The sequence below is a fragment of the Phenylobacterium sp. genome, from assembly GCF_030693625.1.
Lineage (GTDB): Bacteria > Pseudomonadota > Alphaproteobacteria > Caulobacterales > Caulobacteraceae > Phenylobacterium > Phenylobacterium ferrooxidans.
The window spans coordinates 1-13,688 of sequence record NZ_JAUYAF010000073.1; the positions used below are offsets into that span (position 1 = coordinate 1).

15 protein-coding genes and 1 pseudogene are annotated in these 13,688 nt (G+C 68.7%); 7 read left to right on the plus strand and 9 right to left on the minus strand.

Going from position 1 to position 13,688, the window contains the following annotated elements:
- Both Q8N10_RS16640 and Q8N10_RS16645 read left to right on the plus strand, forming a co-directional pair.
- Window positions 1-133: pseudogene (locus tag Q8N10_RS16640) on the plus strand (ISAs1 family transposase); the annotation flags it as partial.
- A 123-nt stretch (window positions 134-256) separates the two neighbouring features.
- Window positions 257-1,420, plus strand: a complete 1,164-nt coding sequence (locus Q8N10_RS16645) for a DegT/DnrJ/EryC1/StrS aminotransferase family protein (protein ID WP_304783512.1) — start codon at window positions 257-259, stop codon at window positions 1,418-1,420.
- A 48-nt stretch (window positions 1,421-1,468) separates the two neighbouring features.
- Here the strand turns inward: Q8N10_RS16645 and Q8N10_RS16650 are convergent, their stop codons facing one another.
- The 8 genes from Q8N10_RS16650 to Q8N10_RS16685 all read right to left on the minus strand — a co-directional run bounded on the left by Q8N10_RS16650 (window position 1,469) and on the right by Q8N10_RS16685 (window position 9,058).
- Window positions 1,469-2,365 (minus strand): patatin-like phospholipase family protein, encoded by an 897-nt coding sequence (locus tag Q8N10_RS16650; RefSeq protein WP_304783515.1) that lies wholly within the window; start codon window positions 2,363-2,365, stop codon window positions 1,469-1,471.
- 212 nt (window positions 2,366-2,577) lie between these two features.
- Window positions 2,578-3,432, minus strand: coding sequence for a hypothetical protein (locus Q8N10_RS16655; RefSeq protein ID WP_304783518.1), 855 nt, complete (start codon window positions 3,430-3,432; stop codon window positions 2,578-2,580).
- A 26-nt stretch (window positions 3,433-3,458) separates the two neighbouring features.
- Entirely contained in the window at window positions 3,459-3,920 is a 462-nt protein-coding gene (locus tag Q8N10_RS16660) for a DUF1425 domain-containing protein (RefSeq protein ID WP_293496084.1), read from the minus strand.
- Window positions 3,921-3,937: 17 nt separating this feature from the next.
- Window positions 3,938-5,104, minus strand: a complete 1,167-nt coding sequence (locus tag Q8N10_RS16665) for a hypothetical protein (RefSeq protein WP_304783524.1) — start codon at window positions 5,102-5,104, stop codon at window positions 3,938-3,940.
- 8 nt (window positions 5,105-5,112) lie between these two features.
- On the minus strand, window positions 5,113-5,754 hold the full coding sequence (locus tag Q8N10_RS16670; protein ID WP_304783526.1) for a hypothetical protein: 642 nt from the start codon (window positions 5,752-5,754) through the stop codon (window positions 5,113-5,115).
- A 102-nt stretch (window positions 5,755-5,856) separates the two neighbouring features.
- Window positions 5,857-6,375, minus strand: a complete 519-nt coding sequence (locus Q8N10_RS16675) for a hypothetical protein (RefSeq protein ID WP_304783529.1) — start codon at window positions 6,373-6,375, stop codon at window positions 5,857-5,859.
- A 241-nt stretch (window positions 6,376-6,616) separates the two neighbouring features.
- Entirely contained in the window at window positions 6,617-8,314 is a 1,698-nt protein-coding gene (locus Q8N10_RS16680; RefSeq protein ID WP_304783531.1) for an alpha/beta hydrolase, read from the minus strand.
- A 60-nt stretch (window positions 8,315-8,374) separates the two neighbouring features.
- On the minus strand, window positions 8,375-9,058 hold the full coding sequence (locus Q8N10_RS16685; RefSeq protein WP_304783534.1) for a VOC family protein: 684 nt from the start codon (window positions 9,056-9,058) through the stop codon (window positions 8,375-8,377).
- A 96-nt stretch (window positions 9,059-9,154) separates the two neighbouring features.
- Here Q8N10_RS16685 and Q8N10_RS16690 point away from each other — a divergent pair, with 96 nt between their 5' ends.
- The 4 genes from Q8N10_RS16690 (at window position 9,155) to Q8N10_RS16705 (ending at window position 12,441) form a co-directional block, all read left to right on the plus strand.
- Window positions 9,155-10,120, plus strand: a complete 966-nt coding sequence (locus Q8N10_RS16690) for a zinc-binding alcohol dehydrogenase family protein (protein WP_304783536.1) — start codon at window positions 9,155-9,157, stop codon at window positions 10,118-10,120.
- Between the two features lie 84 nt (window positions 10,121-10,204).
- Window positions 10,205-11,038 carry an alpha/beta fold hydrolase gene (locus tag Q8N10_RS16695; RefSeq protein WP_304783539.1) on the plus strand — a complete coding sequence of 278 codons (834 nt, stop codon included), beginning with the start codon at window positions 10,205-10,207 and terminating at the stop codon, window positions 11,036-11,038.
- Between the two features lie 39 nt (window positions 11,039-11,077).
- Complete coding sequence (locus Q8N10_RS16700; protein ID WP_304783541.1) at window positions 11,078-11,863, plus strand: SDR family NAD(P)-dependent oxidoreductase; 786 nt, start codon at window positions 11,078-11,080, stop codon at window positions 11,861-11,863.
- On the plus strand, window positions 11,860-12,441 hold the full coding sequence (locus Q8N10_RS16705; protein WP_304783544.1) for a histidine phosphatase family protein: 582 nt from the start codon (window positions 11,860-11,862) through the stop codon (window positions 12,439-12,441). The genes Q8N10_RS16700 and Q8N10_RS16705 overlap by 4 nt, the downstream gene beginning before the upstream one ends.
- A 140-nt stretch (window positions 12,442-12,581) precedes the next feature.
- Here Q8N10_RS16705 and Q8N10_RS16710 read toward each other — a convergent pair whose 3' ends face one another.
- Window positions 12,582-12,803 carry a hypothetical protein gene (locus tag Q8N10_RS16710; protein ID WP_304783548.1) on the minus strand — a complete coding sequence of 74 codons (222 nt, stop codon included), beginning with the start codon at window positions 12,801-12,803 and terminating at the stop codon, window positions 12,582-12,584.
- Window positions 12,804-12,920: 117 nt separating this feature from the next.
- Between Q8N10_RS16710 and Q8N10_RS16715 the strand changes: the two genes are divergently transcribed.
- Window positions 12,921-13,664: a YebC/PmpR family DNA-binding transcriptional regulator gene (locus tag Q8N10_RS16715; RefSeq protein WP_304783551.1), complete on the plus strand. Its 744-nt coding sequence runs from the start codon at window positions 12,921-12,923 to the stop codon at window positions 13,662-13,664.
- Window positions 13,665-13,688: the final 24 nt, after the last annotated feature.

Genomic DNA, 13,688 nt, shown 5'->3' on the forward strand with positions numbered 1-13,688 from the left:
CCTCGCCCTCATCCGAAAGCTCGCCCTCAACATCATCCGACAGCACCCCGCCAAGGGATCCATCAAGACCAAAATCAAGCGGGCCGGATGGGATGACGCCTTCCTCTTCTCAATGCTCGGTCATATGCGATAGCCCTGCCCTGAACGGGGAGAGGAGAGGTCTTCAGCCGCAACTTTTCGAAAACAAGCGTGTGTGGCTTGGCTAGACTCGCCGTGTCATGAAGCGCGCCGCTTCGTGACCCGGGACTGATCCGCCATGCCGATTCCGTTCATCGACCTCCAGGCCCAGCGGGTCCGCCTCGGCCAGCCCCTGGAGGACGCGATCCTCAAGGTGGTGCGCTCGGGCGCCTACATCATGGGGCCCGAGATCGCCCAGGTCGAAAAGGAGCTCGGCGCGTTCGGCCAGGCGCCCTTCGTCCTGTCCTGCGGGTCTGGCACCGAAGCCCTCCAGCTTCCCCTGATGGCCTGGGAGATCGGCCCCGGCGACGCGGTCTTCTGCCCCTCCTTCACCTTCGCGGCCACGGCCGAGGTCATGCCCCTGGTGGGCGCCTCGCCGGTGTTCGTCGACGTCCTGCCCGACACCTACAACCTCGATCCGGTGAAGCTGGACGCGGCGATCGAGGCCATCAAGGCCGAGGGCAAGCTGACGCCGCGCGCGGTGATCGCGGTGGACCTGTTTGGTCAGCCCGCCGACTATCCCGCCATCTCGGCGGTGGCCAGGAAGCACGGCCTGAAGCTGATCGCCGACTCCGCCCAGGGCTTTGGCTGCACGCTTAATGGCCAGCACCCGATCGCCTGGGCCGACGTCACCACCACCAGCTTCTTCCCGGCCAAGCCGCTGGGCTGCTACGGCGACGGCGGGGCGGTGCTGTGCAAGGACGATCGGCTGCACGACCTGCTGGTCTCGCTGCGGGTCCACGGCCAGGCGGTGAAGTCCGACATCGCCGGCAAGACCTTCGACCACGATCCCAAATACCTGAACATGCGCGTCGGCATGAACAGCCGCATGGACACCCTCCAGGCCGCCGTGCTGCTGCAGAAGCTGACCATCTTCGAGGACGAGATCGCCGCCCGCAACGTGGTGGCCGACCGCTATGCGGCAGGGCTCGGGGACGTGGTCCGCACGCCGTCGGTGATCGCGGGCGGGGTCAGCGTCTGGGCGCAGTACACCATCGAGACCGACGACCGGGACGGCCTGGCGGCCCACCTGAAGGCCGCCGAGATCCCCAGCGCCGTCTACTATCCGATCCCGATCCACCGGCAGCAGGTCTATTCGCGCTACCCGGCGCCCGGCGGCCTGCCGGTCACCGACGCGGCGGCGGAAAAGGTGATGAGCCTGCCGATGCACCCCTATCTGACCCCCGACCACCAGGACCAGGTGATCGCCGCCATCCGGGCGTTCGTGAAGCGGAACGGCTAGCAGCACGGCCGTGACTCTTTCCTCCCCCGTTCACGGGGGAGGAAAGAGCTAACCCGCCCAGGCCGCCTTCAACCCCGCCGCCTGGGCCAGGCCCTGGGCCAGGCCCGCCCGCGCGGCGGCGGCGCGTTTGCGGAAGTCCATGAGGTTCACGCCCATCGCGGCCTGACTGCCTTCGTCGGGGCCGATCAGCACCACCTTCGCGCCGTCCTGGCGCAGGATGTCGAGTTCGGCCTGCACGCGCGCGGCCGTGGCCTCGGCGGCCGCGCCGGCGGTGGCGCCGCCGCGCACCTGGACCACGACGACGAGGTCATGCCCCACGGCCTGGTCGGCGTTGAGGGTGGAGCGCATGCCGCCGTCGATATAGCGGCGGCCGTCGATAGTGACCGGAGGATAGACGCCCGGCACGCTGCAGGAGGAGGCCACCGCGCGGGTGACGCCGACGCCCGACGCCTTGGTCCACAGCCTGAACTCGCCAGTCAGGGCGTCCACCGCCGAACAGGCGAAGCCGCGCTCGGGCCAGGCGTCGTCGGGGAGGCCGGCGAAGGAATGGCCGAAGCTCTTGATGAAGGTGGCCTCGGCCGGGGTCTGGGCGGCCAGCGCGAAGGCGCCGATCTCGGCGCGCACCTCCTGGGGATCGCGGACGCCGCCCTGGGCGTCGGCCATCATCTTCACCAGGACGGTGAGATCGGCGGACGGCGCGGCCGGCTTGGCCTGGCCCTCCGGACGCGGCGCGGGGGGCGGTTCGGCCAGGATCGGGTCGGCCAGGGTCGCCGACTCCGCGCCCAGCGCCAGGCGTGCGCCGACGAAGGAGCCCGCCGAGGTGCCCAGGATGAAGTCGGCTTTTCCGAGATCGACCCCGCCCTGGGCGAGGCCCGCGATCAGTCCGGATTCCCAGGCGATGCCGACCGGCCCGCCCCCGCCCAGCACCAAGGCCCGCATGGTCATGATCATCCCTTCCCTAAACACGTTGTTGGAAAGGAGCGTCGGCGAGCGCCGGGGATATGTCCACCAAAAGGACAACAGGCGTGGCCGCCGGGGGGTGGCCACGCCTGTCTGGAGATCCGGCCGGTAACTCCCCCAAGCCCAGCCGTTCCGTCCACCCGAAGGAAAGACGACGGGCCATCTCCAGGCCCTTTCCGTGCGCCAGAGCCTGAGCCCTAGCGAAGCTTGGTCATGGTGTCGTAGGCCACCTGGGCGCCGATCAACTGCGGGGTCTGGCGGCTGGAGGCGGCGCGTTTCTCGAAGCCCGCCCCGTTCACCGCCACCCACTTGGCCTCGCCGCGCGGCGGATCGCCCGAGGTGGTGAACTGGGCCCGCACCGTGGAGGTGGGCAGGTGGGTGACCTTCACCGTGAAGGTGACCCCGGTGGGGGACGACGCGTCGTCATCGGGCAGGATCTCGATCAGGTACTGGATGCCCTGGCCCATGGCCAAGGTCTCCAGATACTGGATGTCCATGCGGTCCTCGCGGGAGTGCTTGGCCGAGACCTTGCGGATCACCGCCTCGCGGTCGACGATCCGGGCGCCCGCCGACAGGAAGGTGCTGAGAATCGAGCTTTCGACGCCGCGCGTGAAGTTGTTGCTGCGGAAGCCGTAGCTCGAGTCCGTCATCCGCTCCTGGTACTGACGGCTCTCGCTGGCCGAGGCTGCGACGCCGCTCGACGCGCTGGCCGCCCAGCCGCGGCCGCGCACCGCGGCGGCCTCGCCCATGGCGACACCGGCCGACCGCGTGGTCTGGACGCTGTCGTACTGGCTGGTGGCGTCCTCGATCAGCTGGCGGTTCCAGAACATCAGCATGGTGGGTCGGCCGGCGCTGGCGTACCAGCGGGCGAAGCTGCCCGACGAGGCGTAGTTCCCCGCGTCGGGATTGACGCTGGGGGCCGGGGTGTTCACCTCGGGCATGCCCTCGCGATAGGTCACCTCCGGCGCCTGGGGCCGGTACTGGGGCTGGGCCATGGCGGGGCCGGCGACCAGGAGGGCCGCTAGCGCCGCGAGCTTCATACGGTGGGGCATTTTACCCTCCTGATCCTGAGGCGGGCTTACTCGGCGCCGCGGATTTCGACGTAGTACTGGGCCGAGTTCAGGCGGGCCGAGTTCTGCTCGAAGGTGACCATGGCGTTGGGCTGGACGAACAGGCTGGTCCAGGCCTGGGCGCCGTCGGTGGGCACGCCGTTCTGATCGTACCAGCTGGCGCGGGCCTGCAACGGCAGAGCCACATTGGTCTTGTTGCGGATCTGGACGGTGATCTTCTTGAAGCCCGTGGGGCCGGTGGAGACGTAGGCGCCCTCGGTGTCCAGCAGGCTGTCGACCTTGAACTTGCGGCCGACATACTTGGCCAGGGTGTTGTCGATCACCCGCACCGAGTTGAGCTCGGGGCGGATGTTGTTCTGCTGGTCGATGCGGACGCCGCCCTCGGGCGGGGTGGTCTCACAGGCGGCCAGGCCAAGGCCCAGGGCGGCGGTGGCGGCGACGATCGTCAAGTGCTTGCGGAAGGAGGTCATGGGATTTCCGTTCTCTCTTAGTGAGCGCGCACGAGGCACAGCTGTTTGCGGTTGGCGTCGGTGGCGCAGGTGATGGGCTTTTCGGCCACTGGCGCCCCGGCCTTGAGGAAGTTGGCGGTAAGCTTGGGCGTCCTGCCGCCGCTCCCCAGCGTCAGGACGTGGACGGTGTCGGGCAGCGAACTCCAGGTGCGGACGTCGGCCTGGGGCTTGGAGCTGGAGGAGACGATCAGGAAGACCCCCGAGAGCACCCCCACAGCGGCCACGGCGTCGCCGTACTGCCCGCCCGCGCTGAAGGCGGTGCTGTTGGAAGAGAGCGCCACCGTGGTGTCGGAGAGGAAGCTGCCGATGCCGCCCGTGGTGGCCTTGAACTGGGCCTTGCCGGCCAGGATCTTGTCGATCTCCCGGCCGCCGCGGGTGGAGGCCTGGTAGTAGATGTCCTCCATGGGGAACGCCTGCATGGGCGCCGCCCCATTCAGCACCTGAACCTGGTTTTCCAGGATCGGCTTGCCGCGCCGGTAGACGAAGAATGCGTGGCTCGCCCCGTCCCCCAGCTTGCGCGGGGCCATGCCGGTCTCGGCCAGGACCAGGGTGTCATCCTTCTCGCCGATGCCGCCATAGTTGGGGCGCAGCTTCTTGAGCTGGACCATGGTCTCGTCGCGCAGGTCGGTGTCGCCGTTGAGGTGGCTGGCCCAGGCGTCGAGGAACAGCAGCAGGGCGAAGTCGGACCGGTTCTGATCCTCCTCGGCGAAGGCGTCCTGCATCAGGCCGCGCCGGAAGGCGGCCCGGGCGTTCTCGTAGTCGGCGTCGTGCAGGTAGATCAGGCCCCGGTACAGGAACACCATGGCCCGCTCGTAGGGCTCGCCCTTGAAGTCCTTGGAGCCCTCGTCGTACCAGAGCTTGCGGGCCTTGGCGGCGTTGGCGTTATCGGAGAACACCGAGTCGATGCGCAGGATGGCGTCGTCCAGGGCGGGCTTGGCCGTGGCGTGGTCGCCGCGCCAGAAGGCCCGGGCGCCGATCTCCATCTGGTTCAGCACGCGGTTGCCCGGAAGGTCCGTGGCCAGGCGGCCGACGAAGGTCTCCGGACCCGCGTCATAGGGGACGGGTGGCAGGAGAGGCGGCGGCTTGGCCTGGGCCGAGCCGAAGGCGGCGACCGCCAGCGCCCCTGAAAGGGCTGCGAGTTTCATCGTCAGACCTAGCGGTAGACGACGTCGTCGCGGTTCTCTTTCTTGAACTCGTACAGGTTCGACCAGATGATCTCGCCGTACTCCATGTCGAGCAGCTCGAAGGTGTACTGGCTGAATCGCGAGGTCGTGCCCGTGCGAGTGTCGATGGCGTCCCGGGTGCCGATGCGGCCCACCAGGCGGTAGTCGGCGCCGGCCTGGGCGCGGGTCCGGCCGGTGGTGCCGACGTCCACCCTTCCGGCGTCCTTGAGGGCGCGTTCTTCCTCCACCGCCCCGGCATATTCGCGGCCGATGAAGCGCATGCGCCCCCCGGCGGCGCGCAGCAGGTTGACCCGGATGCGGTCGGTGATCAGGGCCTTGTCGATGATCTCGGAGCTCTCGTTGCGGAAGAACTTGGGGTCGACGATGATCCGCGGCGGGGTCGGCCGGTTCATCAGCTCCGGCACGTTCAACAGGTCACGGAACATGGCGTCGGCCATGGAGACGATGTCCTGGCTCTCGGTGCCCACGCCCCTCACCCCGTCGGAGGTGGTGGTGTCGCGGTAGACCGTGGCCGAGCCCTGGGGCTTCAGCTTCGGCGCGGCCAGGGCCGGACCGGCGGCCGCGAGGCCGAGGACGGCCAGCAGGCCGATGGTGGTGGTTTGAATGCGCATGATGGCCCCCTTGGCGTGGACGGCCCTTGGGGTGGCCGCCACAAATTCAGAAGGATCACCGGCCGCGCCCGACACGCGGCCGATCCCCGTGTTGGCGTGTGGTTACTTGCCGACCGAGGCGCTTTGCAGCGCCGGCAGGTAAGCGGTCTGGAAGTCCGGGTAGATCGCGTAGGTCGCGTCCAGGATCTTCTGGTACTCCGGGTTGGCGGAGTGGTTGACGTACATGAACAGGGCCATGTCGTTCAGCGAGTCGAAGGACAGGTCCGTCGAGGCGCGCAGGAATTCCTCGCCGCCGATGGCCTTGAGCGCGATGCCCCGGCCCATGGCGGCGCCGGCCTTCTTGCCCAGGAAGCCGCCGACGAAGGGCACCTGCTCCATGGCCTTCTGGCCGGCGTAGTTGCCCGCCATCGAACCGATCTGGCCCGCGGCCTTGACCTGCATCGACTTGGTCACCCATCCGGCGGTGACGCCGTCGGAGGTGAAGGGCGAGGCGTATTTGCCCGTCGAACCCTCGATCGGGGCCGGCGCCGTCAGCGCGGTCGGCGCGGCGATCTGGGGCGCGCCCCAGGCGGTCAGCATCAGAGCCCCGGCGACAACGACGGGAATATGGATCTTCTTCATGGTTGGCCCCCCAGCCTTGGAGTTACGGGTTTTTGAGACCGTCCCCGCAGGAGGCCAGGAACCTGTCAGCCCAGATCCACGCGCCGGAATCGGCGGTCGGCGCGGGCGCGCATTGGGCGGCGGTGACAGGACGCATGGTCGACCCTTGGGGGTAGGTCTTCAGAGTTCGCAAACCCTGTCTGACGGTTCGCGCCATCCCCCGCATGATCCAAACGGACTATACCCCATTTGGGACGGGGCCTCAGGCCGCCGCGCGGCGCAGCACCTCGTCCCAGTGCTTGAGGGCCATCAAGTGGCCGACGCCGGGGAACACCCGGACTTCGCGGGGCTTGTCGCCCAGGTAGTCCAGCAGGTCGGCGAGAGGCGCGAAGACGTCCTCTTCGCCATGCCAGACCTCCAGCGGACAGGAGAGCTCGGCCACGGTCAGGTTGCGGCCCCGGCGGAAGGCCTTCACCTCGTCGGCCGCGCCGCGGCTGGTGCGGGCCAGGGATTCCCCGACATAGGTGGCGATGTAGCTGGCGATGTGGGCGTTCTCGGCGAAATAGGCGGCGTCCCCGGGGGAGTTGGCGGTGGAGCCCCGCACAATGCGGTCCACCAGCTGGTCCGACAGGCGCAGGCGCAGGATCGCGTAGAAGGTCTCGATCACCCACGGATTGTTCTCGATCCGTGACCGGAACAGGGTCAGGGCGTTGCGAGTGCGCACCTCGCTCACCGGGCGGGGCGGCCGCCCCGAGCACAGCAGGACGCCCGCGGCCCGCCTGCCCAGGCGGACGGCTGTCTGCATGGCCGAAGGCGCGCCGGAGAGGATGGCGCTGATGCGGACGTCGGTGAGGCCAAGCTGGTCGCAGAGCTCGACCATGTCGTCGGCGACGCTGTCGAAGGAATAGTCCGGGCTCGGATCGGACTGGCCAAACCCCGGCCGCTCGGCGCAGATGAGGCGCAGGTTCAGCTCGCGGGCCAGGCCCTGGGCGCCCGGCGGCAGCAGGCTCGACCCCAGGCCCTCATGGAAGAACAGCACCGACCGCCCGTCGGGGGCGCCATAGTCCCGATAGGCCAGGCGCCGCCCATCCCGCAGGGTGATGGCCACCACCGGCGGCGCGTCGACGCTGGCCGGCGGGATGATGGCCGGGGTCTGAGCCTCGATGGCGCTGGCCACCGAGGACAGCTGGGTCAGGGCCCGGATCAGGTCGCTCTGCCGCTTCAGCCCCATCTTGTCGAAGATGGCGCGAAGCTGGTTGCGCAGGGTGTTGACGCTGACCTCGAGTTCGTCGGCGGCCTCCTTCAGCGAGCGGCCATCCCGCAGCTTGCGGGCCAGGCGAAGCTCGGCGGGTGTGAGGCCGAAGCTCTCCCGGATCGAGGCCCACAGCCGACCGGTCTCCTCCACCGCCGGAAAGATGAGGGCGAAGGCCTGGTCGTCCGTGGCGAGCTCGACGGCCGCGGCGTCGGCGACGCCGGGCAGGGCGCGGGCCGGCGCCACATAGGCGAAGCAGGGGCCGTCGTCCCCACGGTCCAGCCGCAGGATCGTCTGGCCGCTGGGCTGGGCGCGGGACTGGTTGAGGGCGCGAACCAGGGCCTCGCCGTTGGCTGGGTCCTCGAAGGCCAGCTCCGCCCCCAGCTTCAGGCCGCCCAGGCCGCCCAGGCCGCCGTCCATCATCTCGTGGGCCAGGCTGTTGGCCGCCAGGGCCTTGCGCCGCGACGACAGCACGATCCAGCCGATGTCGTTGCGGCCGCTGGAGACCGGGCCTTCCTCAGGCCGGGCGGTGAGGCGCGCGACATCGAGGCTGCGCGCCATGTCGGTGGCGGCCTCGCTGGGCATCTCCTGCAGCTCGCCGGCGTCGGCCAGGGCCTCGATGAGCTGTTGCCAGGCGTCGGGATTGGCCGCGACCTGGTACATGGTCTCGATCACCAGGGCGACATTGGCGCTCTTCGCATCGTCCATGACTGAAACTGATTCCCCCACGCCGCACTCTAGCGAACGCGTTCGAAGAACGGCAAATTCTCAGCGCGCTTCAAGGGTTCCAACGATCGAGGCGCGCTGGGAGATTTCGATCCAGTTGCCGTCCGGATCGCGCACCATCGAGATGCGCGCCGTGGTCCCCAGCGTGGTGGGCGGCATGGCCTCACGGCCCCCTGCCGAAAGGATCCGGGCATGCTCCGCGTCGACCTTGAAGACCTGGAAGGTGATGTAGCGCCAGCCCCGGCCCTGCATGCCGGCGTCGGCGGGCGCGTCGGGGCTCTCCTCCAGGATCAGCAGGGTCTCCCCGGCCCGAAAGGCGCCCGGCGCCTCCTCGGTGAGGCCCAGGCCCTGGGTATAGAATTTCCGGTGGGCGTCGAGGTCGCGGACGGCGATGCGGACACCGATCTGGGTGACCCCCTCATGGCCGGGCGGAACCAGGGTCACGCGGTTGCCGTCAGGATCGGTGAGCTTCACGGGCGCCTCAAGCCCCGGCCGGGCGACGATCAGTTCGCGGTATCCGGTGGCAGGCGTGTCAGGCAGGGGATCGGCATGGTGGTTGATCTTCAGCACCGAGCCCAGGACGTCGTGGCGGTGCTGGTCCTGGCCGCGACGGATCTTCAGCAGGTGGTCGAAGGGGATGCCCGCCTCGCCCTGCCAGAAGGCTAGCATCGGCTCGAGGTCATTGGTGGAGAGCCCGATATCGACCCGCGGTTTCGCCAGTTCCAAGACGGCCCTCCTGCCTTTAGATTTCCTCGACTTGCCTAGTCAGCTTGGGCGTGAGACCTAAGTCAAACATTTGTTTTAATTCATTAGGAGAGTCCCATGAAGGCTGCTGTCTATTACGAGAACGGCGGACCCGAAGTCCTGAAATATGAGGACATGCCCGACCCGCAGTGCCACCCCAAGGGCGTGGTCATCGCCGTCGAGGCCATCGCCATCGAGGGTGGCGACACGCTGAGCCGCTGGCGCGGCCCGCTGGCCACCAAGCCGCACGTCGTGGGCTACCAGGCCGCCGGGACCATCGTCGAGGTCGGCCCCGAGGTGGAGCACCTGAAGGTCGGTCAGAAGGTCACCACGGTCATGAATTTCGGCAGCCACGCCTCGATGCGCGCCGTGGCCGCCCGCAACTGCTGGGTCATCCCGGACGGCTTCGACGTGAAGAAGGCGGCCGCCATCCCGGTCACCTTCGGCACCGCCGATGACTGCCTGTTCGAGTTCGGCCGCATGAAGAAGGGCGAGACCGTCCTGATCCAGGCCGGCGCCTCGGGGGTCGGCGTCGCCGCCATCCAGCTGGCCAAGCGGGCCGGCGCGGGCCTGATCCTGGCCACCGCCTCGTCGGATGAACGCCTGGAAAAGCTGAAGCGCCTCGGTCTCGACCACGGCATCAACTACACCCGCGACGACGTGGTGAAGGAGGCTCGCCGCCTCACCGACAACAAGGGCGTGGACGTCATCGTCGACAGCGTCGGCGGCCCCACCCTGCAGGGCTCCATCAACGCCCTGGCCTATCGCGGCCGGGTCTCCATGGTCGGCGCCGCCGGGCGTGAGCCCATGGTGGTGGATGTCGGCTCGCTGATGGGCGGCAACCGCTCGCTGTCGGGGGTCTTCCTCGGCGCCGAGATGAACACCGACCGGGTGCACAACAACATCCAGCGCCTGATCGACGAAGCCGCCCGCGGCGAGTTCGAGGTGGTCATCGACCGGGTCTTCCCCCTGTCGGAAGCCGCCGCCGCCCACGCCTATATCGAAAGCCGCGCCGCCGTCGGCCGCGTGGTGATGGTGCCGTAAGACCAACGCCAACCGCGCTATCCTCGCCGTCGCAGCGGGGATGGCGCGTGTCGGCCTCAACGAGAACTCGCGAGGGAGAGACCCATGCCCAAGGCCAGGAACGGCGACGTGGCGATCGAGTACGAGGTGTTCGGGCAGGGCCCGGAGACCATCCTGCTGATCAACGGCCTGGGCTCGCAGATGACCCGTTGGCCCGAGGCCTTCTGCGCCAAGCTGACCGCCAAAGGCTTCCGCGCCATCCGCATGGACAACCGCGACACCGGCCTTTCCACCTGGTTCCAGCCGGGCCAGGCCTACACCCTGTCGGACATGAGCGACGACGCCATGGCGGTGCTGGACGCCGCGGGCGTCGACAAGGCCCACATCGCCGGGGTCTCGATGGGCGGGATGATCAGCCAGGTCATCGCCATCGAACATCCGGACCGGGTGCTCTCGCTGACCTCGATCATGTCGGCCAGCGGCGCGCCGGGCACCATGGATCCGACGCCGGAGGCCGGCGCTGTGCTGACCGTCGCCCCGCCCAATCCAGAGACCGACCGCGAGGCCTTCATCGCCCACGGCGTCGCCAACGCCACCACGATCGGCAGCCCCGGCTACCCCTGGCCCGAAGGCGCCCTGCGCGAACGGGTGATCGCCGAGCATGGCCGGGCCTTCAACCCCACGGGCTCGGCCCGCCAGATGGCCGCCATCCGCGCCTATGGCGACCGGACGCAGGCGTTGAAGACACTCACGGTTCCCACCGTGGTCCTGCACGGCGCCGAGGATCCCCTGGTGCCGGTGCGGGGCGGCGAAGCCACGGCGGCCGCCATTCCGGGCGCCGAGCTGCGGGTGATCCCCGGCATGGGCCACGACGTGCCGCCGGCTCTCTATGACATCGTCGCCGACGCCATCCTGGCCGCGGTGGCCAAGGCGCGCTGAGCGCGCCGCTTCCCTTTCGAACAACCCAAGGAAACCATCATGGGACGTCTTTCCGGCAAGAGCGCCATCATCACCGGCGCGGGCTCCGGCATCGGCCGCGCGGCCTCGGTCCTGTTCGCACAGGAGGGCGCCAGCCTGGTCCTGGCCGACAAGATGGACACCGTCCATGAGACCGCCAAGATGGTCACCGACGCCGGGGGCAAGGCTGTCTCGGTGGCGGGCGATGCGGGCGACGAAGCCTTCGTGGCCGGCCTCGTGGCCAAGGCCGTCGCCGAATATGGCGGCCTGGACGTAGCCTGGGCCAATGCCGGCATCTCCGGCGGCTGGACGGCCTTCGACGACCAGGACCAGGCCTTCTGGACCGAGATCCTGCGGGTCAATCTGATCGGCGCCTTCCTGCTGGTGAAGCACGCGGCCCGCGTGATGGTCCCGGCCGGCAAGGGCTCGATCATCTGCACCGCCTCGGTGGCCGGCATCCGCTCGGGCGCGGGCGGCACGCCCTATTCGGCCTCCAAGGCCGGTGTGATCAGCCTGGCCCAGACCTCGGCCAACGAGTTCTACGGCACGGGCGTGCGGGTCAACGCCATCTGCCCCGGCCTGATCGAGACCGGCATGACCCAGCCGATCTTCGACGGCGCCCGGGCCCGCGGCAATGAGGACAAGATCGGCCAGCTGAACCCGCTGACCCGGGGCGGCGTGCCCATCGAGATCGCCAATGCGGCCCTGTTCCTGGCCAGCGACGAGGCCTCCTACGTCAACGGCCAGGCCATCGTCGTGGACGGCGGTCTGTCGTCGTCCCACCCGGTGGTGCGCCGCAAGCGGTGATCTATCTCGTCCGTCACGGCCAGACGGAGTCGAACCTGGCGCGCCGCTATCAGGGCGCGTCGGACTCGCCCCTGACCGCGCTTGGGCGAGCCCAGGCGCGGCGGATGGGCGAGCTGCTGGCGAGGCTGGTCCCTGACACCACGGGCTGGCGGATGGTGGCCAGCCCGCTTGGCCGCGCGCAACAGACCGCGGCGATCATCTGCGAGACCATGGGGGGTAGGCTCACCCCCGGCCTCGATCCTCGCGTCGCCGAGGCCAGCATGGGATCTTGGGACGGCCTGCAGACCGACGAGCTTGAGGCGCGCAGGCCGCAGGACGTCCCGTATCCGGAGCGCTATTTCCAGTCCCCGGACGGCGAGAGCTTCGAGGTCATCTGGAACCGTCTGTCGGATTGGCTAGGTTCGGTGGGGCAGGACGACAAGGTCATCCTTGTCTCCCACGGCCTTGCCGGTCGCTTCCTGCGCGGCATCTACGGCAAGCTGCCGCGCGAAGGGCTGCTCACCCTGCCCGTGCCGCAGGACGCCATCTACGCCCTGAGCGGCGGGACCATCACCCAGATCGATTGCGACCCGGTCTAACCATCCACCGCCGCTGTCATCCGGCAAATGCGCAGCGGTGTCCGCGACCCCTATGCGCGGGACGGGCAGGGGAAATCGGTGCGTCCAGGGCCCGGTCTTCCGCGTGCCACCGAAGCCGGGAGGACACCGGGGAGCGGGTCTTAGACCCGGCGCAGGATGACCCCGCCGTCGTTGGCGTCGTCGAGTTGGCGCATCAGCACCATGACGCCGACGCCCACGAGGGTGCCCAGCAGGAACGATCCGAACATGGCGCCTGACGCCGCCACCGGGCCCAACCCCTGCCGACGATGCTCCTTGCCGTAGATGAGGGATCCATCCCACGCCTCGGCATAGTCGCTCATCGGTTCGTACTGCTCTTTCATGCCACTCAAACCCTTCGAAATTGGGGAGGTTCCTCCCCCGCTGGTCTTCCGCGCCCCTGGGCGCTAGAAGCCCTCAACCCATTTAAGAACCGCCTGAACGAGAACAACAGACCACTCATGGCCGGACATTCCAAGTTCAAGAACATCATGCACCGCAAAGGGCGCGCCGACGCGGTGCGCTCCAAGCTGTTCTCCAAGCTGTCGCGCGAGATCACTGTAGCCGCCAAATCGGGACTTCCCGACCCTACCATGAACGCCCGCCTGCGCCTGGCGGTGGCCAACGCCAAGGCCGAGTCCATGCCCAAGGACAATATCGACCGGGCCATCAAGAAGGGCGCGGGCGGCGACGCCGAATCCTATGACGAAGTGCGCTACGAGGGCTTCGGCCCCGGCGGTGTGGCCCTGATCGTCGAGGGCCTGACCGACAATCGCAACCGCGCGGCGGCCAACATCCGGTCCACCTTCTCCAAGAACGGCGGCAACATGGGCGCGACGGGTTCGGTCGCCTTCATGTTCGATCGCCTGGGCCAGATCGTCTATCCGGCCAAGGTCGGCAGCGAGGACAAGGTGATGGAGGCCGCCATCGAGGCCGGGGCCGAGGATGTGGAGTCCGACGAGGAAACCCACACCATCTTCACCGGCTACGAATCCTTCGCCGAGGTGGCCGCCGCGCTCGAGGCCAGTCTGGGCGAGGCCAAGTCCACCAAGATCATCTGGCGCGCCAAGGGCGGCACCCCGATCAGCGGCGATTCCGTCGGCACGCTCATGAAGCTGCTGGACGCCCTGGAGGACGACGACGACGTCCAGAGCGTCTACGGCGACTACGAGATCTCCGACGAGGACCTGGAGAAGTTCGGCTAACCCTGCCGGGAGACGCCCCAGACG

Excerpts from the sequence above, each read along its gene's own strand:
- Q8N10_RS16645 (WP_304783512.1), top strand. The coding sequence starts at position 257 with ATGCCGATTCCGTTCATCGACCTCCAGGCCCAGCGGGTCCGCCTCGGC.
- Q8N10_RS16650 (WP_304783515.1), bottom strand. The coding sequence starts at position 2,365 with ATGACCATGCGGGCCTTGGTGCTGGGCGGGGGCGGGCCGGTCGGCATC.
- Q8N10_RS16655 (WP_304783518.1), bottom strand. The coding sequence starts at position 3,432 with ATGCCCCACCGTATGAAGCTCGCGGCGCTAGCGGCCCTCCTGGTCGCC.
- Q8N10_RS16660 (WP_293496084.1), bottom strand. The coding sequence starts at position 3,920 with ATGACCTCCTTCCGCAAGCACTTGACGATCGTCGCCGCCACCGCCGCC.
- Q8N10_RS16665 (WP_304783524.1), bottom strand. The coding sequence starts at position 5,104 with ATGAAACTCGCAGCCCTTTCAGGGGCGCTGGCGGTCGCCGCCTTCGGC.
- Q8N10_RS16670 (WP_304783526.1), bottom strand. The coding sequence starts at position 5,754 with ATGCGCATTCAAACCACCACCATCGGCCTGCTGGCCGTCCTCGGCCTC.
- Q8N10_RS16675 (WP_304783529.1), bottom strand. The coding sequence starts at position 6,375 with ATGAAGAAGATCCATATTCCCGTCGTTGTCGCCGGGGCTCTGATGCTG.
- Q8N10_RS16680 (WP_304783531.1), bottom strand. The coding sequence starts at position 8,314 with ATGGACGATGCGAAGAGCGCCAATGTCGCCCTGGTGATCGAGACCATG.
- Q8N10_RS16690 (WP_304783536.1), top strand. The coding sequence starts at position 9,155 with ATGAAGGCTGCTGTCTATTACGAGAACGGCGGACCCGAAGTCCTGAAA.
- Q8N10_RS16695 (WP_304783539.1), top strand. The coding sequence starts at position 10,205 with ATGCCCAAGGCCAGGAACGGCGACGTGGCGATCGAGTACGAGGTGTTC.
- Q8N10_RS16700 (WP_304783541.1), top strand. The coding sequence starts at position 11,078 with ATGGGACGTCTTTCCGGCAAGAGCGCCATCATCACCGGCGCGGGCTCC.
- Q8N10_RS16710 (WP_304783548.1), bottom strand. The coding sequence starts at position 12,803 with ATGAAAGAGCAGTACGAACCGATGAGCGACTATGCCGAGGCGTGGGAT.
- Q8N10_RS16715 (WP_304783551.1), top strand. The coding sequence starts at position 12,921 with ATGGCCGGACATTCCAAGTTCAAGAACATCATGCACCGCAAAGGGCGC.